The organism is uncultured Limimaricola sp. (assembly GCF_964022235.1).
In the GTDB taxonomy this organism is placed as follows: domain Bacteria; phylum Pseudomonadota; class Alphaproteobacteria; order Rhodobacterales; family Rhodobacteraceae; genus Limimaricola.
The window spans coordinates 121,795-142,386 of sequence record NZ_CAXHZL010000005.1 but is presented as its reverse complement, the minus strand read 5'-3'; the positions used below and the strand labels follow the sequence as shown (position 1 = coordinate 142,386).

22 protein-coding genes, 1 pseudogene and 1 riboswitch are annotated in these 20,592 nt (G+C 67.3%); of the genes and pseudogenes, 17 read left to right on the top strand and 6 right to left on the bottom strand.

Going from position 1 to position 20,592, the window contains the following annotated elements; translation table 11 throughout:
* Positions 1-41 precede the first annotated feature (41 nt).
* The 5 genes from AADJ02_RS08705 to AADJ02_RS08685 all read left to right on the top strand — a co-directional run bounded on the left by AADJ02_RS08705 (position 42) and on the right by AADJ02_RS08685 (position 3,745).
* Positions 42-728, top strand: coding sequence for a glutathione S-transferase family protein (locus tag AADJ02_RS08705; RefSeq protein ID WP_341212605.1), 687 nt, complete (start codon positions 42-44; stop codon positions 726-728).
* Positions 729-771: 43 nt separating this feature from the next.
* The gene (queG, locus tag AADJ02_RS08700; protein ID WP_341212604.1) at positions 772-1,836 is read left to right on the top strand and encodes a tRNA epoxyqueuosine(34) reductase QueG; all 1,065 of its coding nucleotides are present in this window, start codon (positions 772-774) and stop codon (positions 1,834-1,836) included.
* A 172-nt stretch (positions 1,837-2,008) separates the two neighbouring features.
* Positions 2,009-2,194, top strand: a complete 186-nt coding sequence (locus AADJ02_RS08695; RefSeq protein ID WP_341212603.1) for a hypothetical protein — start codon at positions 2,009-2,011, stop codon at positions 2,192-2,194.
* Between the two features lie 140 nt (positions 2,195-2,334).
* On the top strand, positions 2,335-3,309 hold the full coding sequence (locus tag AADJ02_RS08690; protein ID WP_341212602.1) for a DMT family transporter: 975 nt from the start codon (positions 2,335-2,337) through the stop codon (positions 3,307-3,309).
* Between the two features lie 52 nt (positions 3,310-3,361).
* On the top strand, positions 3,362-3,745 hold the full coding sequence (locus tag AADJ02_RS08685) for a DUF1294 domain-containing protein (protein ID WP_341212601.1): 384 nt from the start codon (positions 3,362-3,364) through the stop codon (positions 3,743-3,745).
* A 218-nt stretch (positions 3,746-3,963) separates the two neighbouring features.
* On the opposite strand, the gene AADJ02_RS08680 is transcribed toward AADJ02_RS08685, so the two are convergent.
* Positions 3,964-4,833, bottom strand: coding sequence for a branched-chain amino acid aminotransferase (locus AADJ02_RS08680; RefSeq protein ID WP_341212600.1), 870 nt, complete (start codon positions 4,831-4,833; stop codon positions 3,964-3,966).
* Positions 4,834-4,987: 154 nt separating this feature from the next.
* Here AADJ02_RS08680 and AADJ02_RS08675 point away from each other — a divergent pair, with 154 nt between their 5' ends.
* From AADJ02_RS08675 to dxs, 6 genes are all read left to right on the top strand, one after another.
* Positions 4,988-5,494 carry a MarR family transcriptional regulator gene (locus tag AADJ02_RS08675; protein WP_341212599.1) on the top strand — a complete coding sequence of 169 codons (507 nt, stop codon included), beginning with the start codon at positions 4,988-4,990 and terminating at the stop codon, positions 5,492-5,494.
* On the top strand, positions 5,494-6,195 hold the full coding sequence (locus tag AADJ02_RS08670) for a response regulator (RefSeq protein ID WP_341212598.1): 702 nt from the start codon (positions 5,494-5,496) through the stop codon (positions 6,193-6,195). Before AADJ02_RS08675 ends, AADJ02_RS08670 begins: the two co-directional genes overlap by 1 nt.
* A gap of 95 nt (positions 6,196-6,290) precedes the next feature.
* Positions 6,291-7,217 (top strand): histone deacetylase family protein, encoded by a 927-nt coding sequence (locus tag AADJ02_RS08665; RefSeq protein ID WP_341212597.1) that lies wholly within the window; start codon positions 6,291-6,293, stop codon positions 7,215-7,217.
* Positions 7,214-7,456, top strand: coding sequence for an exodeoxyribonuclease VII small subunit (locus AADJ02_RS08660; RefSeq protein WP_341212596.1), 243 nt, complete (start codon positions 7,214-7,216; stop codon positions 7,454-7,456). The genes AADJ02_RS08665 and AADJ02_RS08660 overlap by 4 nt, the downstream gene beginning before the upstream one ends.
* Positions 7,449-8,315, top strand: coding sequence for a polyprenyl synthetase family protein (locus AADJ02_RS08655; protein ID WP_341212595.1), 867 nt, complete (start codon positions 7,449-7,451; stop codon positions 8,313-8,315). Before AADJ02_RS08660 ends, AADJ02_RS08655 begins: the two co-directional genes overlap by 8 nt.
* A 17-nt stretch (positions 8,316-8,332) precedes the next feature.
* Positions 8,333-10,273, top strand: a complete 1,941-nt coding sequence (gene dxs / locus AADJ02_RS08650; protein WP_341212594.1) for a 1-deoxy-D-xylulose-5-phosphate synthase — start codon at positions 8,333-8,335, stop codon at positions 10,271-10,273.
* Between the two features lie 7 nt (positions 10,274-10,280).
* Here the strand turns inward: dxs and AADJ02_RS08645 are convergent, their stop codons facing one another.
* The 4 genes from AADJ02_RS08645 to AADJ02_RS08630 form a co-directional block, all read right to left on the bottom strand.
* Positions 10,281-11,132, bottom strand: coding sequence for an SDR family oxidoreductase (locus AADJ02_RS08645; RefSeq protein ID WP_341212593.1), 852 nt, complete (start codon positions 11,130-11,132; stop codon positions 10,281-10,283).
* Positions 11,133-11,207: 75 nt separating this feature from the next.
* The gene (locus AADJ02_RS08640; protein WP_341212592.1) at positions 11,208-11,453 is read right to left on the bottom strand and encodes a hypothetical protein; all 246 of its coding nucleotides are present in this window, start codon (positions 11,451-11,453) and stop codon (positions 11,208-11,210) included.
* Between the two features lie 64 nt (positions 11,454-11,517).
* On the bottom strand, positions 11,518-11,925 hold the full coding sequence (locus AADJ02_RS08635) for a DUF1810 domain-containing protein (protein WP_341212591.1): 408 nt from the start codon (positions 11,923-11,925) through the stop codon (positions 11,518-11,520).
* A complete protein-coding gene (locus AADJ02_RS08630) occupies positions 11,922-12,902 on the bottom strand; it encodes a DNA topoisomerase IB (RefSeq protein ID WP_341212590.1) in 981 nt (326 codons plus the stop codon). The genes AADJ02_RS08635 and AADJ02_RS08630 overlap by 4 nt, the downstream gene beginning before the upstream one ends.
* A 195-nt stretch (positions 12,903-13,097) precedes the next feature.
* On the opposite strand from AADJ02_RS08630, the gene AADJ02_RS08625 reads away from it, so the two are divergent.
* From AADJ02_RS08625 to AADJ02_RS08605, 5 genes and pseudogenes are all read left to right on the top strand, one after another.
* A complete protein-coding gene (locus tag AADJ02_RS08625) occupies positions 13,098-14,897 on the top strand; it encodes an adenine deaminase (protein ID WP_341212589.1) in 1,800 nt (599 codons plus the stop codon).
* A gap of 5 nt (positions 14,898-14,902) precedes the next feature.
* A complete protein-coding gene (locus AADJ02_RS08620; protein ID WP_341212588.1) occupies positions 14,903-16,378 on the top strand; it encodes an AMP nucleosidase in 1,476 nt (491 codons plus the stop codon).
* A 132-nt stretch (positions 16,379-16,510) separates the two neighbouring features.
* Positions 16,511-16,801: an HU family DNA-binding protein gene (locus tag AADJ02_RS08615; protein WP_341212587.1), complete on the top strand. Its 291-nt coding sequence runs from the start codon at positions 16,511-16,513 to the stop codon at positions 16,799-16,801.
* Between the two features lie 95 nt (positions 16,802-16,896).
* Positions 16,897-17,763: pseudogene (locus AADJ02_RS08610) on the top strand (DMT family transporter); the annotation flags it as partial.
* Positions 17,764-17,844: 81 nt separating this feature from the next.
* On the top strand, positions 17,845-18,201 hold the full coding sequence (locus AADJ02_RS08605; RefSeq protein ID WP_341212697.1) for a PRC-barrel domain-containing protein: 357 nt from the start codon (positions 17,845-17,847) through the stop codon (positions 18,199-18,201).
* A 73-nt stretch (positions 18,202-18,274) separates the two neighbouring features.
* Here AADJ02_RS08605 and aroC read toward each other — a convergent pair whose 3' ends face one another.
* Complete coding sequence (gene aroC / locus AADJ02_RS08600) at positions 18,275-19,375, bottom strand: chorismate synthase (RefSeq protein WP_341212586.1); 1,101 nt, start codon at positions 19,373-19,375, stop codon at positions 18,275-18,277.
* A 92-nt stretch (positions 19,376-19,467) separates the two neighbouring features.
* Positions 19,468-19,566: riboswitch (TPP riboswitch) on the top strand.
* A 35-nt stretch (positions 19,567-19,601) separates the two neighbouring features.
* Between aroC and AADJ02_RS08595 the strand changes: the two genes are divergently transcribed.
* Positions 19,602-20,588: a thiamine ABC transporter substrate binding subunit gene (locus AADJ02_RS08595; protein WP_341212585.1), complete on the top strand. Its 987-nt coding sequence runs from the start codon at positions 19,602-19,604 to the stop codon at positions 20,586-20,588.
* The last annotated feature ends 4 nt before the right edge of the window (positions 20,589-20,592 follow it).

Genomic DNA, 20,592 nt, shown 5'->3' with positions numbered 1-20,592 from the left:
CGGGATTGAAGCGGCGCGGCAGTTGCGGCAGATAAGGGGTCATGCAGAACAACCGTCCCGCCACGCACCGCCTTTACCACTACCCGCTCTCGCCTTTCTCGCGAAAGGTGCGGCTCAGCCTCGCCGAAAAGCGGATCGAGGTCGAACTCGTCGAAGAGCGATACTGGGAACAGGACCCCGAGTTTCTGCGCCGCAACCCGGCGGGCAAGGTGCCGGTGCTCAAGCTCGGCAACCGCATGATGTCCGAGAGCGCGGCGATCTGCGAATACCTTGAAGAGGTGCAGCCCGACCCGCCCTTGCTGCCGCAGTCGGTCGATGCGCGCTACGAGGTGCGCAGGCTCGTGGCGTGGTTCGACGACAAGTTCCATCGCGAGGTGACCTCGAAGCTCTTGGGCGAGCGGGTGTTCAAGAAGGTCATGGGCGGCGGCTATCCCGACAGCACCAACGTCAAGGCAGGCGCGCGGGCGATCAAGTACCACCTCGACTACATGGCGTGGCTGCTGGATCAGCGGCGCTGGCTCGCGGGCAACGAGCTGTCGCTCGCCGATTTCGCCGCCGCTTCGCATCTGTCGTGCCTCGATTATATCTCGGACGTGGACTGGAACCGCTCGGAGACGGTCAAGGACTGGTACGCCAAGATCAAGTCGCGCCCGGCCTTCCGCTCGCTGCTCGCCGACCAGCTGCCGGGCTTTCCGCAGCCGTCGCACTACGCGGATCTCGACTTCTGAGACGCCCCGTTTGGGGCCGACGCTCCGATCGGGTGTTTGAGGAATGATGGATAGCCAAGCGCTCAAGGACAGGCTGCGCGAGACGGCGCTCGGCGAGGGATTCGCCGAAATGGGCATCTGTCGCCCCGATGCCATCCCCGAGGCCGCCGACCGGCTCGCCACCTATGTCGAGGAAGGCCGCCACGGCCAGATGGGCTGGATGGAAGAGCGCATGCACTGGCGCGGCAACCCCGCCGCCCTGTGGCCCGAGGCGCGTTCGGTCATCATGCTGGCCGAAGCCTATACGCCGCGCCACGATCCGCTCGATGTGCTCGAACAGCGCGAGCGCGCCGCGATCAGCGTCTATGCGCAGGGCCGCGACTACCACGATCTGGTCAAGAAGCGTCTGAAGCGGGTCGGGCGCTGGCTTCTGGAGCAGGTGCCGGAGGAGCAGATCAAGGTCTTCGTCGACACCGCTCCGGTGATGGAAAAGCCGCTGGCGCAGGCGGCGGGCCTTGGTTGGCAGGGCAAGCACACCAATCTTCTGGGCCGCACGGTCGGCAATTGGGTGTTTCTGGGGGCGATCTTCACCACGATCGATCTGCCCGTCGATGCGCCCGCGACAGAGAAATGCGGCTCCTGCACGCGCTGCCTCGACATCTGCCCGACGAATGCCTTTCCCGCGCCGTTCCAGCTCGATGCGCGGCGCTGCATCTCCTACCTCACCATCGAGCACAAAGGACCGGTGCCGGAGGAATTCCGCGAGGCGCTGGGCAACCGCATCTACGGCTGCGACGACTGCCTCGCGGTCTGTCCTTGGAACAAGTTCGCCCAGGACGCGACCGAGATGCGCTACTTCGGCGATCTTGGCGCGCCGCCGCTGGCGGATCTGGCCCGGCTTGACGACGCGGGCTTTCGCACGATGTTCTCGGGCTCTCCGATCAAGCGGCTCGGGCGCGACCGGTTCCTGCGCAACGTGGCCTATGCCGTGGGCAATTCGGGCGCGCCCGCGCTCATGGCCACGGCCCGCGATCTGGCGCGCGATGCCGATCCCGTGGTGGCCGAGGCCGGTCAATGGGCCGTAAGGCGGCTGGAAGGGCCCGAGGAGGGGGCTGGCTCGATCTCCTGACCGCAAAGGAGACCGGAATGCTTAAGCTTTCGCCCAAGTCCTGAGGCAGAGCCCCGCCGCGGTCCCCGGCGGCGAGTGGCCCATGCCCGAGGGCTAATTTGAAAGATGCAGACCGAATCGCTGGGATCGGTTAGGTTGCAGACCCGCGATACCCCCAAGGGAGGACGTTTCGATGACCAAGCACGTGATCGACAAACCCAAGGACCGCACCGAGATCAAGGCGCGCGAATTCATGCGGCTCGAGCGCGAGGAGGGCCCGCATCGCTCCGTGAAGCGGCTCCATGCCCGCAGCCTCGGGTCGCGCGGCGCGACGCGGATGCGGCAGTTCCTGAGGATCGAGCGCGGTCGCGAGGCCTGAGAGCCTGAGAGTTCCCCTGCCGGGCCGCCGGGGCGCGGGCCGCGCAGTGGGTTTGAAACAGCAGCCGGTGAGCCAGAAGTCCTGTCGGCTCGCTTGCCCCTGCCGCTCGCGCGGCTAGGGTCGGGGCGAAAGGATGCCCCATGCCCCGACCCAGCACTTCGCCGACCCCGGCGCGGCCCGTGGCCGCGCCGCCGCAGCAGCCGATGCGCGGCATCCTGTTCAAGGTCGCCTCGGTCTGCGTCTTCGTCGCCATGGCCTCGATCATCAAGGCGACCTCGGACGTGGTGCCGCCCGGCGAAGCGGTGTTCTTCCGCTCCTTCTTTGCGCTTCCGGTCATCATCGTCTGGCTGTTGTGGCGTGGCGAGTTGCGCCACGGGCTCGACACCCCAAACCCAATGGGCCACCTGTGGCGCGGTCTTGTCGGCACCGCCGCGATGGGTCTCGGCTTCACCGCGCTGGGGCTGCTGCCGTTTCCCGAGGTGACGGCGATCGGCTATGCGGCGCCGCTGATGGTGGTGGTGCTCGCGGCCATGTTTCTGGGCGAAGAGGTGCGGCTGTTCCGGCTCTCGGCGGTGGGGGCGGGGCTCGTCGGGGTGCTGATCGTCATGTCGCCCCGGCTTTCGGTGACCTCTGACCCGCTCAGCATGGCCGAGACGCTGGGGGCCGTGGTGGCGCTGGGCGGCGCGCTCTGCGCGGCGCTGGCGCAGGTTTTCGTGCGCAAGCTTACCCGCACCGAGGGCACGGCGACGATCGTGTTCTGGTTCTCGGCCACGGCGAGCGTTCTGTCGCTGCTGACGCTGCCCTTCGGCTGGGCCATGCCCGACCCCGCCAGCTTCGCGCTACTGGTTGCGGCGGGGCTTCTAGGAGGCTTGGGCCAGATCTTTCTGACCTCCAGCTACCGCTACGCCGACGCCTCGCTGATCGCGCCGTTCGAATACGCCTCGATGCTGCTGGCGCTTGGAGTGGGTTATTTCCTGTTCGACGAAATACCGACGGCGGCGATGCTCGCGGGGGCGGCGATCATCATCTCGGCGGGCATCGCGATCATCTGGCGCGAACACCGCCTCGGCCTCGAGCGCAACCGCGGGCGGCGCGCGATGAGTCCCAACGGCTGAGGGCAGCCCCCGGGGAACGGGATCACATGAGCAAGGACGAAAGGCGCACGGCATGGCATGGGTGCAGGGGCTGGTGATCGCCACAGCGGGTCTGGGGATGATCAACCTCATGGTCTTCGCGATCTATGCGCATGACAAGCGGCGCGCGCAGAGCGCTGGGCGCAGGGTGTCCGAGCGACGGCTGTTGTGGCTGGCAGCACTGGGCGGCGGGATCGGGGCCAAGTCGGCGCAGCACCGGTTGCGGCACAAGACCCGAAAGCAGCCCTTCGCGCGGCGTCTGAACCGGATCGTCGCCGGTCAGGCGGTGTTCGTCGCCGTACTCGGGGCGGTGCTGATTTGGTCCGAACCGACACGCCGTGCAATCGAAATGGCAGCGCAGGGGCTGGCAGAGGCCGTGACCCTGTCGGCAGGGGCGCTCTGGCAGGGGGCGCCGTAGAGCCGGAGCCCGTGACAGAACGAGCAGCAGGGGCCGCGGTCAGGATCAACCGCGGGCTATAGGCAGGTGCAGGCCAGCCGGTCAGGGCGGTCGTGTAGAGGCGGAGCATTAGGGTCTCCACCATGCTCGAGAGGCCCGCAATCGTCTGACTGGTGCTGGAAATCAAAAGGGGCAGGACCATACGGCCCCGCCCCCTCGTTGTCGGCATGAGCTTCGGTTCAGGCGCGCACGAGCTTCTCGTAGCTCTCGGCCACGTCGCGGGTCAGCGCGCCGACCTCGAAGGTGTAATCGCCGATCTGCCCCACCGGGGTGACCTCGGCGGCGGTGCCGGTGAGCCAGCACTGCTCGAAGCCCTCGAGCTCCTCGGGCATGATGTGACGCTCGTGCACGGTGATGCCCTTTTCCTTGAGCATCGCGATCACGGTCTGGCGCGTGATGCCGTTGAGGAAGCAATCGGCCAGCGGCGTGTGCACCTCGCCGTCCTTGACGAAGAACATGTTGGCGCCGGTCGCCTCGGCCACGTAGCCGCGATAGTCGAACATCAGCGCGTCCGAGCAGCCTTTGGCCTCGGCGGCGTGCTTGGACATGGTGCAGATCATGTAGAGACCGGCGGCCTTGGCCTGAGACGGCGCGGTCTCGGGGCTCGGGCGCTTCCACTTGGCGATGTCGAGCTTGGCGCCCTTCATCTTGGCGTCGCCGTAATAGCTGCCCCATTCCCAAGCCGCGACGGCCATGCGCACCGGGTTGCGCAAGGACGCCACGCCCATGTCGGGACCGGCGCCGCGCCATGCGAGGGCGCGCACATAGGCGTTGGACCAGCCGTTGGCCTCGAGCACCGCATATTTCGCCGCCTCGATCTCCTCGACCGAATAGGGGATCTCGAAATCGAGCAGCTCGGCCGAGGTGCGCAGCCGTTTGGAGTGCTCGACACCCTTGAAGATCTTGCCGTCGTAGCAGCGCTCGCCCTCGAACACCGAGGAGGCGTAATGCAGCGCATGGGTCAGGATGTGCACCTGCGCATCGCGCCATTCCACAAGCTGGCCGTCGAGCCAGATCTTTCCGTCGCGATCGTCATAGCCGCCGGACATGGCGTGCCTCCCTGTCAAGATATTCGGGCCGGCGCAGGTCTCCGAGACCGAAAATTGCGCCTCATGGGGCAGATCGCTAGTCCTTCGCTCTTGGAATGTCAACAAGGCTGACGTATTGTGACCCAAAGGCGAACGACCGAAGGGACGACACCGCATGGCCGAGGCACCGGCGCCGCAGGGGGGATCGAGCCTCCTCTTCCTGACGGACGAGCAGCTCAGAAAGGGCATCGAGGCGATGTTCTTCGCCTATCGCGGCTTTACCGCCGATCCCGACCGCATCCTCGAAGGGCGCGAGATGGGCCGTGCGCATCACCGGGCGATCCACTTCATCCACCGCTCCCCGGGCACCACCGTGTCGAACCTGATGGCGCTTTTGGGCGTCACCAAGCAATCGCTGAACCGGGTGCTTCGGGCCTTGATCGCGGCAGGGCTGGTCGAGGCGCGGGTGGGGCGGCGCGACCGGCGCGAGCGGCACCTGCACCTGACAGAGGAAGGTGCACGGCTGGAGCGCGAGCTGTCCGACGCGCAGCGAGAGCGGATGCGTGCCGCCTACCGCACCGCCGGGCCGGTCGCGGTGGCCGGGTTCCGGCAGGTGCTCGAAGCGATGATGGATGACGAAAGCCGCCGCCAATACGAGGCCTTGGCCGGAAGGAGCGGATGATGAGCACCGATCTCGCGCATCTTCTGGTGGTCGACGACGACGCAAGGCTGCGGGGGCTGCTGCAGAAGTTCCTCGCGCGGCACGGCTACCTCGTGACAGGGGCGCGTGATGCGGGCCATGCGCGCCGCCTGCTGTCGGGACTCGACTTCGATCTCATCGTCATGGATGTCATGATGCCCGGCGAGGATGGCATTTCGCTGTGCCGGTCGCTGCGCGCGACATTGCCGGTGCCGATCCTGCTGCTCACCGCTCGCGGCGAGACCGAGGACCGGATCATGGGGCTCGAGGCCGGGGCCGACGACTACCTCGCCAAGCCCTTCGACCCCAAGGAACTGCTGCTTCGGATCAACGCCGTGCTGCGGCGTCAGCCGGTGCCCGAGCCGGAACCCGAAGGGCCCACCATGCTGGAGCTGGGGCCGGTGCGCTACGACGTGGCGCGCGGCGAGATGTGGGAGGGCGAGGACCGGATTCGCCTGACCGCGACCGAATCGCAGCTGATGCGGATCTTTGCCGCGCAGCCGCGCGAGCCGGTGACCCGTGCCCATCTCGTCGAGGAGTTGGGCCGGGGCGGTGGCCAAAGCCAAGAGCGCGCGGTCGACGTGCAGATCACACGGCTAAGGCGCAAGTTCGAGACCGATCCGCGCCAGCCACGCTACCTGCAGACGGTGCGCGGCGAAGGCTACATGCTGACACCGGACTGAGACCTTTATGGCGATGGGAGCGGGACAGGCGCGGCTCGCGCTTGGGTGATGGCGTGGCGCTTGCGCCTCGGCGCGATCTGGGATTGCCTGCCGCCATGACCACAGCACTCCTCACCCATCCCGACGGTTTCGACCACGCCACGCCCCCCGGCCATCCCGAGCAGGTGGCGCGGCTCGACGCCGTGCTTGGCGCGCTCGAAGGCATGGACCTGATGCGCATCAAGGCGCCGCTCGCCGCCGAGGCGGACCTGCTGCGTGTGCATCCGAAATCCTATCTCGACGATCTGCGCCGCGACACGCCCGAGCACGGCACCCGCCAGATCGATGCCGACACATGGCTGTCGTCGGGCAGCCTCGGGGCTGCGTGGCGCGGCGCGGGGGCGGCGATCCGGGCGGTGGATCTGGTGCTCTCGGGCGAGGCGGCCAATGCGTTTTGCGCGATGCGTCCGCCGGGGCACCACGCCGAGCGCGAAACCGCGATGGGCTTCTGCCTTCTGGGCAATGTCGCCGCTGCCGCCAAATACGCGCTCGACCACCATGGGCTCTCACGCGTGGCCATCATCGATTTCGACGTGCATCACGGCAACGGCACGCAGGATCTGGTCGAAGACGATCCGCGCATCCTGTTCTGCTCGACCCATGAGCGGCCACTTTATCCGGGCACCGGCGATCCCTCCGACACCGGCCCGCATGGCACGGTCGTCAACGTCGGCCTGCGCGCAGGCTGCGACGGGGCGGGGATGTTGGCGGCGCTGAAGCGCGGGGTGTTTCCAAGGGTCGCGACCCATGCGCCCGAGTTGATTCTCATCTCGGCGGGGTTCGACGCGCATCGCGCCGATCCCTTGGCCGGGCTGATGCTGGAGGCCGAGGACTTCGCGACGATCACGTCCCGGATCTGCGATCTGGCCGACGATCTGTGCGCGGGGCGCGTGGTCTCCGCGCTCGAAGGCGGTTATGACCTTGAGGCGCTGGCGGCCTCGGTGGCCGCCCATGTGAGAATACTGGAGGAACGCGGGCGATGAGCGATGCGACACCCGTCGGGGAACTGAGCTTCGAAGCGGCGATCAAGGAACTGGAGCAGGTGGTGGGCAAGCTTGAGCGCGGCGATGTCGCGCTCGACGATTCCATCGCGCTGTATCAGCGCGGGGCCGAGCTGAAGGCCCGCTGTGAAAAGCAGTTGGCCGAGGCCGAGGAAAAGGTCGCCAAGATCACCCAAGGGCCCGACGGGCAGGCGCAGGGCACCGCGCCGCTCGATGGCTGAGGGCTTTGCGGCCGCTCTGGCCGAGGCCGGACGCGAGACCCAAAGTTTGCTGCGCGACAGGCTCGCGGGTCACGACCTGCCGGTGGCCCGCGCGATGGAGCACGCGGTCGCGGGCGGCAAGGGGCTGCGCGGTTTTCTCGTGCTCGAAGGCGCGCGGCTGCATGGTGTGGATCGCGCAGCAGCGTTGCTGCCCGCCGCCGGGATCGAGGCGCTGCACGCCTATTCCCTCGTGCATGACGATCTCCCCGCGATGGACGATGACGACCTGCGCCGCGGGCGGCCCACCGTGCATGTCGCCTGGGACGAGGCGACCGCGATCCTCGCGGGCGACGCGCTGCAAAGCCTGGGCTTCGAGCTTTGCGCCGATCCCGCCGTGGGGCCGCACCGCGCCGATCTGTGCCTTGCGCTCGCCCGCGCGAGCGGAATCGCGGGCATGGTCGGTGGGCAAGCGCGCGACATCATGGCCGAAAGCGCGGACCTGCCTCTCGACCTCGATCAGATCACCGAGCTGCAGCAAGGCAAGACCGGGGCGCTGATCCGCTGGTCCGCCGAGGCAGGCGCGGTGATGGCGGGGGCCGATGCGCGCCCCTTGGGGCGTTACGCTGCAGCACTTGGCCTTGCCTTTCAGATCGCGGACGACATCCTCGACGTGGAGGGGGACGCCGAAAAGATGGGCAAGGCGCTGCGCAAGGACGATGCGGCGGGCAAGGCGACCTTCGTGTCGCTGCTCGGGCTCGAGGCCGCGAAGCTGCGCGCCGCCGAACTGGTCGAGGCCGCCTGTGACGCGCTGTCGCCTTACGGCGCGCAGGCGGAAACCTTGCACGAAACCGCCCGCTTCGTTATCGCGCGCGACAACTGAACATCAGGGGGCTCGCCATGACCCAGACGCCGAACCGCCCCATCACGCCCGTTCTCGACCGGGTGAAGATCCCCGCCGACATGAAGCGGCTGAGCGACGCCGAGCTGAAACGCCTCGCCGACGAGCTGCGCGCCGAGACCATTTCGGCGGTGAGCGAGACCGGAGGGCACTTGGGCGCGGGCCTCGGCGTGGTCGAGCTGACCGTGGCGCTGCACGCGGTGTTCGACACGCCGCGCGACCGGCTGATCTGGGACGTGAGCCACCAGTCCTATCCGCACAAGATCCTGACGGGCCGCCGAGACCGTATCCGCACGCTGCGCCAGAAGGACGGGCTATCGGGCTTTACCAAGCGTTCGGAGTCCCCCTACGACCCTTTCGGCACCGCCCATAGCTCGACCTCGATCTCGGCGGCGCTCGGCATGGCGGCGGCGCGGGATCTCGGCGGGCGCGGGCTCGAGGGCGAGAGCGTCGGCGATTGCATCGCGGTGATCGGCGACGGCGCGATGAGCGCCGGCATGGCCTATGAGGCGATGAACAACGCGGGCCATCTGGGCAAGCGGATGATCGTCATCCTTAACGACAACGAGATGAGCATCGCCCCCCCGGTGGGCGCGATGTCCTCCTATCTGTCGCGGCTCTACGCCGGTGCGCCGTTTCAGGAGTTCAAGGCGCTCGCCAAGGGAGCCGTCAGCTTCCTGCCGCCGCCCTTTCAGGAGGGGGCGAAGCGGGCCAAGGACGTGTTCAAGCACATGACCGTCGGCGGCACCCTGTTCGAGGAGCTGGGCTTTTCCTACATCGGCCCGATCGACGGGCACGACATGGAGCAGCTTCTGTCGGTGCTGCGCACGGTGAAATCGCGCGCAGGCGGGCCGATCCTGATCCATGCCATCACGAAGAAGGGCAAGGGGTATGCCCCCGCCGAGGCCGCCTCCGACAAAGGGCATGCAACGGCCAAGTTCGACGTGATCTCGGGCGAGCAGGCCAAAGCCAAGAGCAATGCGCCATCCTACACATCGGTGTTTTCAGAGAGCCTGATCAAAGCAGCCGAGAAAGACGACAAGATCGTCGCCGTGACGGCGGCGATGCCGGACGGTACGGGATTGGCCCGGTTCATGGACCGCTACGCCAGCCGTTGCTTCGACGTGGGCATTGCCGAGCAGCACGCGGTGACCTTTGCCGCCGGTCTCGCGGCGGGCGGCATGAAGCCCTTCTGCGCGATCTATTCGACCTTCTTGCAGCGCGGCTACGATCAGGTGGTGCACGACGTCGCGATCCAGCGGCTTCCCGTGCGCTTTGCCATCGACCGCGCCGGTCTCGTGGGGGCCGACGGCGCGACCCATGCCGGATCGTTCGACGTGGGCTTCATGGCGAACCTGCCGGGCATGGTGGTAATGGCCGCCGCCGACGAGGCGGAACTGGCCCGCATGGTCGTCACGGCCGCCGCGCATGACGAAGGCCCCATCGCCTTCCGCTTTCCACGCGGCGAAGGCGTCGGCGTCGAGATCCCCGCGGAGGCGGAGCCGCTCGAGATCGGGAAGGGGCGGATCGTGCAGGAGGGCAGCCGGGTGGCGATCCTGTCGTTCGGCACGCGGCTCTCGGAGGTGGTGAAGGCCGCCGAGGCGCTCGGCGCGCGCGGCATCACGCCGACCATCGCCGATGCGCGTTTCGCCAAGCCGCTGGACCGCGAGATGATCCTGAAGCTGGCCGAAGAGCACGAGGCGCTCATCACCATCGAGGAAGGGGCCGTGGGCGGCTTTGGCAGTCACGTTGCGCAGCTTCTGTCGGACGAGGGCGTGTTCGACCACGGGCTGAAGTTCCGCTCCATGGTGCTGCCTGACATCTTCATCGATCAGGCGAGCCCTTCGGACATGTACGAGACCGCCCAACTCTCGGCGCGGCATATCGAGGAAAAGGTGCTTTCGGTGCTGGGCGTCGAGGTGCTGGGCAGGCGGGCCTGAGGCGCGCTCAGCCCCTCTCGGCCTCCAGCAACGCGGCCAGCCCCGAGCGGTAGTCGGGGTGGATCAACTTCACGCCCAGCTCGTCCTTGATCCGGTCGTTCCGCACCATCTTCGATTCGGCATAGAAGCTGCGCGCCATCGGCGTCATCTCGGCCTCGGCGAACGCCACCTCGGGCGGCACCGGCAGCCCCAGAAGCTCTGCCGCGTGGGCGATGACGTCCTGCGGCGGGGCGGGATCGTCGTCGCACAGATTGTAGATCGCACCGGGCCTCGGGGCCTTGATCGAGGCCATGAGCACCTGTGCGATGTCTTCGACATGGATGCGGCTGAAGACCTGACCCGGTTTGACGATGCGCCGGGCCGTGCCCGCGCGCACCTTGGCGAAGGGGCCGCGACCGGGGCCGTAGATCCCGGCAAGACGAAAGATGTGCAGCGGCAGATCGGGGATCGCCCGCCACGCGGCCTCGGCCTCGACTCGGGCCTGCCCGCGTCTTGTGGCGGGGCGCAGGTCGCTGTCCTCATCGACCCAGCCACCCTCGCGGTCGCCGTAAACGCCCGTGGTCGAGAGATAACCGACCCATGCGAAGCGGTCGGCGCGCGCGGTGATGGCGTCGTGCCAGTCGCGCAGCACTGGGTCGCCCTCGCCGTCGGGTGCTGCGGAGATCAGCAGATGCGTCGCGGCATCGAGCGCCTGTGTGAGATCGCTACCGGGCCAGATCACTGGCTTTACGCCTTCGGCGCGCAGGCTCTCGGCCTTCTCGGTAGAACGTGTGGTGCCGATAACGCGCCAGTCATCCGGCAAAAGGTGTGTGAGCGCGCGAGCGGAGTAACCGTGGCCGAAGGAAAGCAGCGTGTTCATGTCGGGGTTGTCGCTCTCGGCGCGGCGCGATGCAAGCCTACGGGCCACCGCCATCTAAACAGGTATCGCGCCACGTCAGCTCGGCGGCGGCGGGTCGTTCGGCGGCGAAGCAACGGACGCGCGGCGCCATGGCCACCGCAACTCGTAGCTGCGCTCGAAGCTGACGGACCAACTCTTGCCGAACTGCACATGACCGCCGCCGGATCTCTTGGCGTCGCGCCCGTGGCGGATCGTCATGATCAGCGCCGCGATGACGGCGCCGATGCAGAGGCCGCCGATGAGGCTCCAGAACAAACCTGCCAATATGCCCGCCGATGTCATCGTCATGGCCCTCCGAGTTTCGCCACAGCTTGCTCGCGTCCGGGCGCTCCGGCAAGCGGCCCATTCAGCGCAGCCGTTTCAGGGTTTCGGGGTCGGGCCCGTCGCAGTAGGCATCGAGCAACGCCGCGAACACCGGATCGGCATCGGGCTGCGCGGCGAAGAGCGTGGCCGAACTGCGCAGCTTCAGCGCGTCGATGCCACCGAGGATCTCCTCCGACTTGCGGCCTCGGTGTGCCAGAAGGGCACGGCTGATCTCGATCAGGCGCGGGCCGAGCACCGGGTGGGCGAGATAGGCGCGCGCCTCCTCGATACCGTCGATGCCGTAGTGCTGCGCGATGGGCGAATGGCCGAGACCGCGCAACTGCGGCCAGATGTACCACATCCAGTGACTGCGCTTCTGGCCCGCCTCGATCTCGGACAGCGCTGTGGCGTAGCTGTCCTTCTGCGCCTCGATGAACCGCTCGAGACTCATGACAGAAGCCTCAGCAAGGCGCGCTCGGCCTGTCGCAGCCCGGCCGTCTCGGGGAGGTCTTCGAGCAGGGCGGCGCGCTCTTCGGGGTCGGTGTCGTGCAGAGCGATCACGCGGGGGTGGATGTAACTGTTGCGCGCGATGGTCGGCGTGTTGTTGAGCCGCTCGGCGGCGGCTTCGCTCATGCCCTTGATACTGAGCGCGTCGTTCGAGAGCGCGCAGGCCAGCGCCACTTCGGAACCCGCCCAAGTGCGAAAGGTCTTGGCGGTGATATGCTCGGAGCCGGTGATCTCGGCCAGCCGGTCGTTGACCTGACCCGAGGATACGCCGCGCGGGGTGCCGTCCTCGTCGATCCAGCCGATGAGCTGCTTGCCCGGAAGGTCGTGCAGCTCTCCCAGCACCTTCATCAAGCGGCGATCCTTGAGGCTGCGGTCCACCTTCTTGCTGCCCTTGGCGACATAGCGCAACCGCACCTCGCCACCCGATAGCCGAATGTGTCGGCCCGTCAGTGTCGTGGCCCCGTAGGTGCGGTTCTCCGCGGCGTACTCGGGGTTGCCGACGCGGATCGACACCCGGTCGATGAGGGCGAGAACGGCGGCAATGGCGAAGTCGAGCTCTCCCGCCTCGCCCGAGAGATCGCGGCGGATGCGGCGGCGGATCGCGGGCAGCGCGTCGCCGAACTCCGCAAGGTGATCGAACTTGTGCGCCTCGCGCCATGCGCGCCAGTCGGGGTGGTAGCGATATTGCTTGCGGGTGCGCGCGTCGAGACCAGTGGCCTGCAAATGACCCTCTGGCTTGGGACAGATCCAGACGTTTTCATAGGCGGGCGGCACCGCGAGCGCGTCGAGACGGCGGCGCTCAGCGCCGCGCGCAATAGTGGTGCCATCGGGTGCCGTGTAGGAAAATCCGCGACCGCAGCGACGGCGCGCGATGCCGGGTTCCGAGTCGGGGTAGTAGACGAGTTGGGCAGGTGGTGGCATGGCCGGGTCTCCTCTGGCGCGCAACGCGACATGGGTCGAGACCGTTCCGGAGAGGCCGATCACACTCTCGCGCGAAGCGCAGGCGTGCGAATTCTCAAATACGCACGGTATCGGCGATCTGTTCATGGATGCCCGAGGGGGCAATCGCGGTGGGCCGGGGTTGCGGCGGCTCTCCGGTTGGTATGAAATCCGAAGATGGAACATGCCTTCAAATCCTGGGCCGACACCGCCCCCCGTCTTGTCGCCGTGGCCGCGGGCCGCGAGGCCGCCGATCTCGTGATCCGTGGTGGCCGTCTGGTCAACGTGCAGAGCCGCGAGATCCTCGACGGCTGGGAGGTGGCGGTGGCCGAGGGGCGTTTTGCCTATGTCGGCCCCGATGCGCGCCATTGCATCGGCGAGAGGACGAAGGTGGTCGATGCCGGGGGGCGCTATCTGATCCCCGGTCTGATCGACGCGCATATGCATATCGAGAGCGGCATGCTGACGCCGGCCGAATTCGCCGCCGCGGTGATCCCGCATGGCACCACGACGATGTTCACCGACCCGCATGAGATCGCCAACGTGCTGGGTCTCGACGGCGTCAGGATGATGCATGACGAGGCGCTTATGCAGCCCGTCAACATCTTCACCCAGATGCCCTCCTGCGCGCCCTCGGCGCCGGGCCTTGAGACGACCGGCCACGAAATCTCCCCCGAGGATGTGGCCGAGGCGATGTCATGGCCCGGCATCGTGGGCTTGGGCGAGATGATGAACTACCCCGGTGTCGTCGCGGGCGACCCCAAGATGCTGGCCGAGATCGCGGCGACCATGCGCGCGGGCAAAACGGTGGGCGGTCATTACGCCAGCCCGGACCGCGGCGTGCCGTTCCACGCCTATGTCGCGGGCGGACCCGCCGACGATCACGAGGGCACGCGTGAGAGCGACGCGATCGACCGGGTGCGGCAGGGCATGCGCTCGATGCTGCGGCTCGGGAGCGCTTGGTACGACGTGGAGAGCCAGATCACTGCGGTGACGGAGAAAGGTCTCGACCCGCGCAACTTCGTGCTCTGCACCGATGACTGCCATTCCGGCACGCTGGTCAACGACGGCCACATGGATCGGGTGGTGCGCCATGCCATTGCCTGCGGCTGCGATCCGGTGGTGGCGCTGCAGATGGCGACGATCAATTCGGCCACGCATTTCGGCATGGAGCGCGAACTGGGCAGCATCGCGCCGGGGCGGCGCGCTGACGTGATCCTGACCTCCGATCTGAAGGCCCTGCCGATCGAGACGGTCTTCGCGCGCGGTGTGCTGGTGGCCGAGAACGGTGATCTGCGTGTCACATGCCCGCATTACGACTGGCCCCTGAAGGCGCGCGACACCGTGCGCCTCGGGCGGGAGTTGATGGCGGATGATTTCAAGGTCGAGGCCCCCGGCGAGGTCGAGACGGTGCGCGCCAAGGTGATCGGCGTGGTCGAGAACCAAGCGCCGACAAAGGCACTGGTGCGCGAGCTGCCCGTCGAGGATGGCGCGGTGGTGCCCTCAGGCTCGGTCGCCCGGATCGCGCTGGTGGAGCGGCATCGCGGCACCGGCGGGGTCGTGAACGGCTTCGTCGAGGGCTTTGGCTACGAGGGGCGCATGGCAATCGCCTCGACCGTGGCGCATGACAGCCACCACATGATCGTGGTCGGCACCGATGCCGAGATGATGGCCCGGGCCGCGAACCGGCTGGGCCGGGTCGGCGGCGGCGTCACCGTCTGGCGCGACGGCGAGGAGCGCGCGCTGGTGCGGTTGCCGATCGCGGGGCTGATGTCGGACGCGCCCGCGCGCGAGGTGGCGGCCGCGGCCGATGACATGGGGGCGGCGATGCGCGATGCTGGCTGCACCCTCAACAACGCCTACATGCAGCACTCGCTGCTGGCACTCGTGGTGATCCCCGAGTTGCGCATATCGGATCTGGGGCTGGTGGACGTCACCCGCTTCGAGATCACGGGACCATTCGAAGGACAGGACTGAACGAGATGGAGAAGACGCTGAAGATCGAGACCCCCCCGAGCCCCGCCGCCGAGGCCTTCACCGATCCCGAGGCGGCGCTGGCGCGGCTCAAGGAGATCTACGAGGGCGCCTCGCACTTTTTGTGCGAAAAGTTCACCGAGACGCTGAAGGGCGGCATCCCCGAGACGCGATATCGCGCCTTCTATCCCGAGATCCGGTTTTCCACCTCGACCTTCGCACAGGCCGACAGCCGCCTGAGCTTTGGCCATGTGGCCGAGCCCGGCACCTATTCGACGACCGTGACGCGGCCCGAGCTGTTCGGCAATTACCTCAAGCAGCAGATGCGCCTGCTCATCGAAAACCACGGCGTGCCGGTGGTGATCGGCGCGTCGGAGACGCCGATGCCGGTGCATTTCGCGGTCTCCAACGACCCTTCGGTCACGGTGCCGCAGGACGGGGCGATGGAGTTCCATCTGCGCGACGTCTTCGACGTGCCGGATCTGAGCACCACGCATGACGACATCGTCAACGGCAACGGCTTTACCTATCCCGACGGGGCGCGGCCCTTGGCCCCCTTCACGGCGCAGCGGATCGATTATTCGCTGGCGCGGCTCGCGCATTACACGGCGACCGACCCGACGCATTTCCAGAACCACGTGCTGTTCACCAACTACCAGTTCTATGTCGAGGAGTTCGAGGCCTACGCGCGCCACGTGCTGGCCGACCCCGAGAGCGGCTACACCAGCTTTGTCGGGCCGAACAATCAGGTGATCACGGATCCCGAAGGGGCGATGCACATCCCCGCAAAGATGCCGCAGATGCCGACCTATCACCTCAAGCGGGCAAAGGGGCAGGGGATCACGCTGGTCAACATCGGCGTCGGCCCCTCGAACGCCAAGACCGCGACCGACCACATCGCGGTGCTGCGTCCGCACGCCTGGCTGATGGTCGGCCACTGCGCGGGGCTGCGCAACTCTCAGCGTCTGGGCGATTTCGTTCTCGCGCATGGCTACCTGCGCGAGGATCACGTGCTCGACGACGACCTGCCCGTCTGGGTGCCGATCCCGGCGCTGGCCGAGATCCAGATCGCGCTCGAGGAGGCGGTGGAGCAGGTGACGGCGCTCGAGGGCTACGATCTCAAGCGGATCATGCGCACCGGCACCGTCGCCACCATTGACAACCGCAACTGGGAGTTGCGCGACCAGTCCGGCCCGGTGCAGCGGCTGAGCCAGTCGCGCGCGGTGGCGCTCGATATGGAAAGTGCGACCATCGCCGCCAACGGCTTTCGGTTCCGGGTGCCCTACGGCACCTTGCTGTGCGTATCGGACAAGCCGCTGCACGGTGAGCTGAAACTGCCGGGCATGGCGTCGGATTTCTACAAGACGCAGGTGGCGCGCCACCTGATGATCGGGATCCGGGCGATGGAGCGGCTGCGCGAAATGCCGCTCGAACGCATCCACAGCCGCAAACTGCGTAGCTTCGAAGAGACGGCTTTCCTCTGAAACCCGCCGATACCGCAAGGAAACATCGGTTTTTGCTTGCATTGGCGATTGTTTCATTGTGGGTCTAGGCAACACGTCGCGCCAAGCGGCGCAGGAATACGCCCCAAGCGGGCTGTGGTAAGGAGACCTGGAATGGCCAAACCGATGACCAAGGCGCAGCTCGTCAGCGCCATCGCCGACGAGACCGGCGGCGACAAGAAATCCGCTGGCGCCCATCTGGACGCGCTGGTCGCCATCATCACCCGCGAAGTGTCGCAGGGCGGCGCTGTGACCCTGCCGAACGTCGGCAAGATCTACTGCCGCGAGCGCCCCGAGCGCATGGTCCGCAACCCCGCGACGGGCGAGCAGATCAAGAAGGACGCCGACAAGGTGGTCAAGATGACCATCGCCAAGGCCCTGAAGGACAGCGTCAACGAGGAGTGATCCTCGACGCGCCGCGGCCTTGCGGCCCGGACGAAATGACGAAAGGGTCGCCCCGAGAGGGGCGGCCCTTTTTCGTTGCCGCAAGGAGGTAGTCGATGGATCTCAGGTCACTCGGGCTCGGGCTCGCTTTCGCGCTGATGTGGTCTTCGGCCTTCACCTCGGCGCGGGTGGTCGTCACCTACGCGCCGCCGCTCACCGCGCTGACGCTGCGGTTTCTGGCCTCCGGCGCCATCGCCATCGGCATCGCGCTGGCCTTGCGGCAGACGGCGCGGCTGAGCCGGGGCCAGTGGCGCGGGGTGGTGATCTTCGGCCTGTGCCAGAACGCGCTGTATCTGGGGCTGAACTTCGTGGCGATGCAGTGGATCGGTGCCTCGGTCGCATCGATCATCGCCTCGACCATGCCGCTTCTGGTGGCGCTGATCGGCTGGGTGGTGCTGCGCGACCGGTTGCCGCCCATCGCGGCTCTGGGCCTCGTCGCTGGGTTCGCGGGCGTGGCAATCATCATGGGCGGGCGTATGGCGGGCGGGCTCGACCTCTTCGCAGTGTCGCTGTGCGGCGTGGCAGCGCTGGCGCTGGCCACGGCGACCCTGGCGGTGCGCGGCGCGGCTTCGGGTGGCAACCTGATGATGGTGGTCGGCCTGCAGATGCTGGTCGGCGCGGCGGCGCTGCTGCCCCCGGCGCTGATCTTGGAGACATGGGCTGTGGGGTGGTCATGGCCGCTCGTTCTGGCCTTCGTCTACACCGTGCTGGTGCCGGGTGTTCTGGCGACGCTGGTGTGGTTCGTGCTGGTCGAGCGGATCGGCGCGGTGAAGGCGGCGACGTTCCACTTCCTCAACCCCGTCTTCGGCGTTGTCATCGCCGCCGTGCTCTTGGGCGAGGCGCTGGGCGGTACGGACGCGCTGGGCGTCGCGGTGGTGGCGGCGGGCATCCTCGCGGTGCAGCTGGCACGGCGGCCATCGGCCAAAACCGGCGCACCGGCGCGCGCGTCGGAACAGCCGGGCAGGGCTGTTGGTTTTACACCCGAGACAGCACAGGAGGACATCATGTTCGACTACAGCGACAGCCACAGCACGATTTCGTCCGACCGCGTCAACGGCACCGAGGTGTTTGGTGCCGGGGGCGAGAAGATTGGCCACATCGACCATCTCGTGATCGACAAGAAGAGCGGCAAAATCACCTACGCCGTGATGGGCTTCGGTGGCTTCCTCGGCATCGGTGAAGAGCATCACCCGATCCCTTGGTCCAAGCTCGACTACGACACCGGCCTTGGCGGGTATCGCACCGACATCACCGAGGCGCAGCTTCAGGGCGCGCCCGAGCGGCCCGAGCGCTGGTACGAGGACCGGCGTTGGGAAGAGGCGGCCTATACCCATTACGGCGCGCCTTACTACTGGATCTGACGCGCCACGAGAAAGGCCGCCGAGGGATGCCCCGGCGGCCTTTGTTGTCTCTGAATTGTCTCTAACAACGACCTCAGCCGATGGTACCGCGTGCGCCCCCGGTCTGGCCACGATCGAGCAGATAGTGATCGAGCAGCACGCAGGCCATCATCGCCTCGGCCACCGGCACCGCGCGGATGCCGACGCAGGGGTCGTGGCGGCCTTTGGTGATGACCTCGGTCGGGCTGCCGTCCATACGGATCGATTTGCGGGGCGACAGTATCGACGAGGTCGGCTTGACCGCAAAGCGCACCACCACATCCTGCCCCGAGCTGATGCCGCCCAAGACCCCGCCCGCATGGTTCGAGCCGTACTCCGGCCCGTTCGGCCCCATGAAGATCTCGTCGGCATTGTCGCGGCCCGTCAGCGCCGCCGCCGCCATGCCCTCGCCGATCTCCACACCCTTGACCGCGTTGATCGACATCATCGCCGCCGCCAGATCGGTGTCGAGCTTGCCATAGACCGGCGCGCCTAAGCCCGCGGGCACGCCCGAGGCTACGACTTCGATCATCGCGCCGACCGAGTTGTGGTCCTTCCTGAGCGCGTCGAGATAGTCGGCCCAATCGGTCGCGGCCTGCGCATCGGGGCACCAGAAGTCGTTCCGGGCCACCTCGGCCATATCGACCTTTGAGCGGTCGATCGTCTTCTCGCCCATCTGCACCATGTAGCCGGTGATCTTCAAATCCGGCAGAAGGGCTGCCAACGCGGCCCGTGCCACGCCACCCGCCGCCACCCGCGCCGCCGTCTCGCGCGCGCTCGAGCGACCGCCACCACGATAATCGCGGATTCCGTATTTCAGGTGATAGGCGATGTCGGCATGGCCGGGGCGGAAGGTCTCGGCGATGTCGCCGTAATCCTTGGACCGCTGGTCGGTGTTGCGGATCATCAGCTGGATCGGCGTGCCGGTGGAGCGGCCCTCGAACACGCCCGACAGGATCTCCACCGTATCGGGCTCGCGCCTTTGCGTGGTGTGCTTGTTCTGGCCCGGGCGTCGCTTGTCGAGCCAGACCTGCAGGTCGGCTTCGGTAATCTCCACCCCCGGTGGGCAGCCATCGACCGTGGCGCCGAGTGCGGGGCCGTGGCTTTCGCCCCATGTGGTGACACGGAACAGGTGGCCGAAGCTGTTGAGGGACATGGACGCTCTCCTTGTGGCGGGGCCGGTGTAGCGCGGGGCGGGTGCGGGGGAAAGGGCGGGGGCTTGCGCGCAGCCCCCCATGGCGTAGTGTCTGCGCCACCTCGGGGGGCCACTGGCTGAGATGCGCATCGCGCGGACCCGTTGAACCTGAACCGGATCACACCGGCGGAGGGAAGGTTTCGGGACACGCGTCCTCCTTGCTCTTCGCCCGCATTGGAGGATGACCATGTCCCATCGCCTGAATGCGGGTCTCGCCCTAGCACTCGTCGCCACCCCGGCGCTCGCGCAAGGCCAGACCCTCACCGTCTATGCCCCCGATTACTTCGCCTCCGAATGGGGCCCCGGCCCCGCGATCAAGGAGGCCTTCGAGGCCGAGTGCGATTGTACGCTCGACTACCAGACCGGCGACCTGCTGCCGCGGCTGCTGCTCGAAGGCGCGCGCACCGAGGCGGACGTGGCCATCGGCTTTGATTCGACCGAGATGAAGAAGGCGCGCGAGACCGGGCTCTTCGCGCCGCATGGCGTCGACACCGCCGGTCTGACGCTGCCGATCGACTGGACCGACGAAGTCTTTCTGCCGTTCGACTGGTCCTACCTCGCCTTCGTCTACGACAACGAGGCGCTGAAAGAGGTGCCGGGGAGCTTTGCGGAGCTGGTCTCGGCCTCCGACGATCTGCGCATCGCCATCCAGGACCCGCGCAGCTCGGTTTCGGGCCTGTCTCTGGTGCTCTGGGCCGAGGAGGTCTTTGGCGAGGAGGTCGAGGCGAAATGGGCCGCGCTGGCACCCAAGATCACCACCGTCACGCCGGGCTGGTCCGAGGCATATGGTCTCTTCACCGAGGGCGAGGTCGACATGGTGCTGAGCTACACCACCTCGCCCGCCTACCACGCGATCGCCGAGGACGACGACACCGTTTCGGCGGCGATCTTCGAGGAGGGGCATTACATGACCATCGAGCTGGCGGCTCAGCTTGAGGGCACCGACGCGCCGGAGTTGGCGCAGCGGTTCATGCAGTTCGTCACCAGCGAGACCTTCCAGTCGCTGATCCCGACCTCGAACTGGTCCTACCCCTCGGCGCTGCCCGAGACCGAATGGCCTGAAGGCTTCCGCGACATCGCGATGCCCGAAAAGGCGATCTGGCTGCCCGAGGCCGAAGCCGATGCGCTGCGCGCGCCCGCGATTGAGGCCTGGCGACAGGGGCTGTCGCAATAACACC

Excerpts from the sequence above, each read along its gene's own strand:
- AADJ02_RS08705 (WP_341212605.1), top strand. The coding sequence starts at position 42 with ATGCAGAACAACCGTCCCGCCACGCACCGCCTTTACCACTACCCGCTC.
- queG (WP_341212604.1), top strand. The coding sequence starts at position 772 with ATGATGGATAGCCAAGCGCTCAAGGACAGGCTGCGCGAGACGGCGCTC.
- AADJ02_RS08695 (WP_341212603.1), top strand. The coding sequence starts at position 2,009 with ATGACCAAGCACGTGATCGACAAACCCAAGGACCGCACCGAGATCAAG.
- AADJ02_RS08690 (WP_341212602.1), top strand. The coding sequence starts at position 2,335 with ATGCCCCGACCCAGCACTTCGCCGACCCCGGCGCGGCCCGTGGCCGCG.
- AADJ02_RS08685 (WP_341212601.1), top strand. The coding sequence starts at position 3,362 with ATGGCATGGGTGCAGGGGCTGGTGATCGCCACAGCGGGTCTGGGGATG.
- AADJ02_RS08680 (WP_341212600.1), bottom strand. The coding sequence starts at position 4,833 with ATGTCCGGCGGCTATGACGATCGCGACGGAAAGATCTGGCTCGACGGC.
- AADJ02_RS08675 (WP_341212599.1), top strand. The coding sequence starts at position 4,988 with ATGGCCGAGGCACCGGCGCCGCAGGGGGGATCGAGCCTCCTCTTCCTG.
- AADJ02_RS08670 (WP_341212598.1), top strand. The coding sequence starts at position 5,494 with ATGAGCACCGATCTCGCGCATCTTCTGGTGGTCGACGACGACGCAAGG.
- AADJ02_RS08665 (WP_341212597.1), top strand. The coding sequence starts at position 6,291 with ATGACCACAGCACTCCTCACCCATCCCGACGGTTTCGACCACGCCACG.
- AADJ02_RS08660 (WP_341212596.1), top strand. The coding sequence starts at position 7,214 with ATGAGCGATGCGACACCCGTCGGGGAACTGAGCTTCGAAGCGGCGATC.
- AADJ02_RS08655 (WP_341212595.1), top strand. The coding sequence starts at position 7,449 with ATGGCTGAGGGCTTTGCGGCCGCTCTGGCCGAGGCCGGACGCGAGACC.
- dxs (WP_341212594.1), top strand. The coding sequence starts at position 8,333 with ATGACCCAGACGCCGAACCGCCCCATCACGCCCGTTCTCGACCGGGTG.
- AADJ02_RS08645 (WP_341212593.1), bottom strand. The coding sequence starts at position 11,132 with ATGAACACGCTGCTTTCCTTCGGCCACGGTTACTCCGCTCGCGCGCTC.
- AADJ02_RS08640 (WP_341212592.1), bottom strand. The coding sequence starts at position 11,453 with ATGACATCGGCGGGCATATTGGCAGGTTTGTTCTGGAGCCTCATCGGC.
- AADJ02_RS08635 (WP_341212591.1), bottom strand. The coding sequence starts at position 11,925 with ATGAGTCTCGAGCGGTTCATCGAGGCGCAGAAGGACAGCTACGCCACA.
- AADJ02_RS08630 (WP_341212590.1), bottom strand. The coding sequence starts at position 12,902 with ATGCCACCACCTGCCCAACTCGTCTACTACCCCGACTCGGAACCCGGC.
- AADJ02_RS08625 (WP_341212589.1), top strand. The coding sequence starts at position 13,098 with ATGGAACATGCCTTCAAATCCTGGGCCGACACCGCCCCCCGTCTTGTC.
- AADJ02_RS08620 (WP_341212588.1), top strand. The coding sequence starts at position 14,903 with ATGGAGAAGACGCTGAAGATCGAGACCCCCCCGAGCCCCGCCGCCGAG.
- AADJ02_RS08615 (WP_341212587.1), top strand. The coding sequence starts at position 16,511 with ATGGCCAAACCGATGACCAAGGCGCAGCTCGTCAGCGCCATCGCCGAC.
- AADJ02_RS08605 (WP_341212697.1), top strand. The coding sequence starts at position 17,845 with ATGTTCGACTACAGCGACAGCCACAGCACGATTTCGTCCGACCGCGTC.
- aroC (WP_341212586.1), bottom strand. The coding sequence starts at position 19,375 with ATGTCCCTCAACAGCTTCGGCCACCTGTTCCGTGTCACCACATGGGGC.
- AADJ02_RS08595 (WP_341212585.1), top strand. The coding sequence starts at position 19,602 with ATGTCCCATCGCCTGAATGCGGGTCTCGCCCTAGCACTCGTCGCCACC.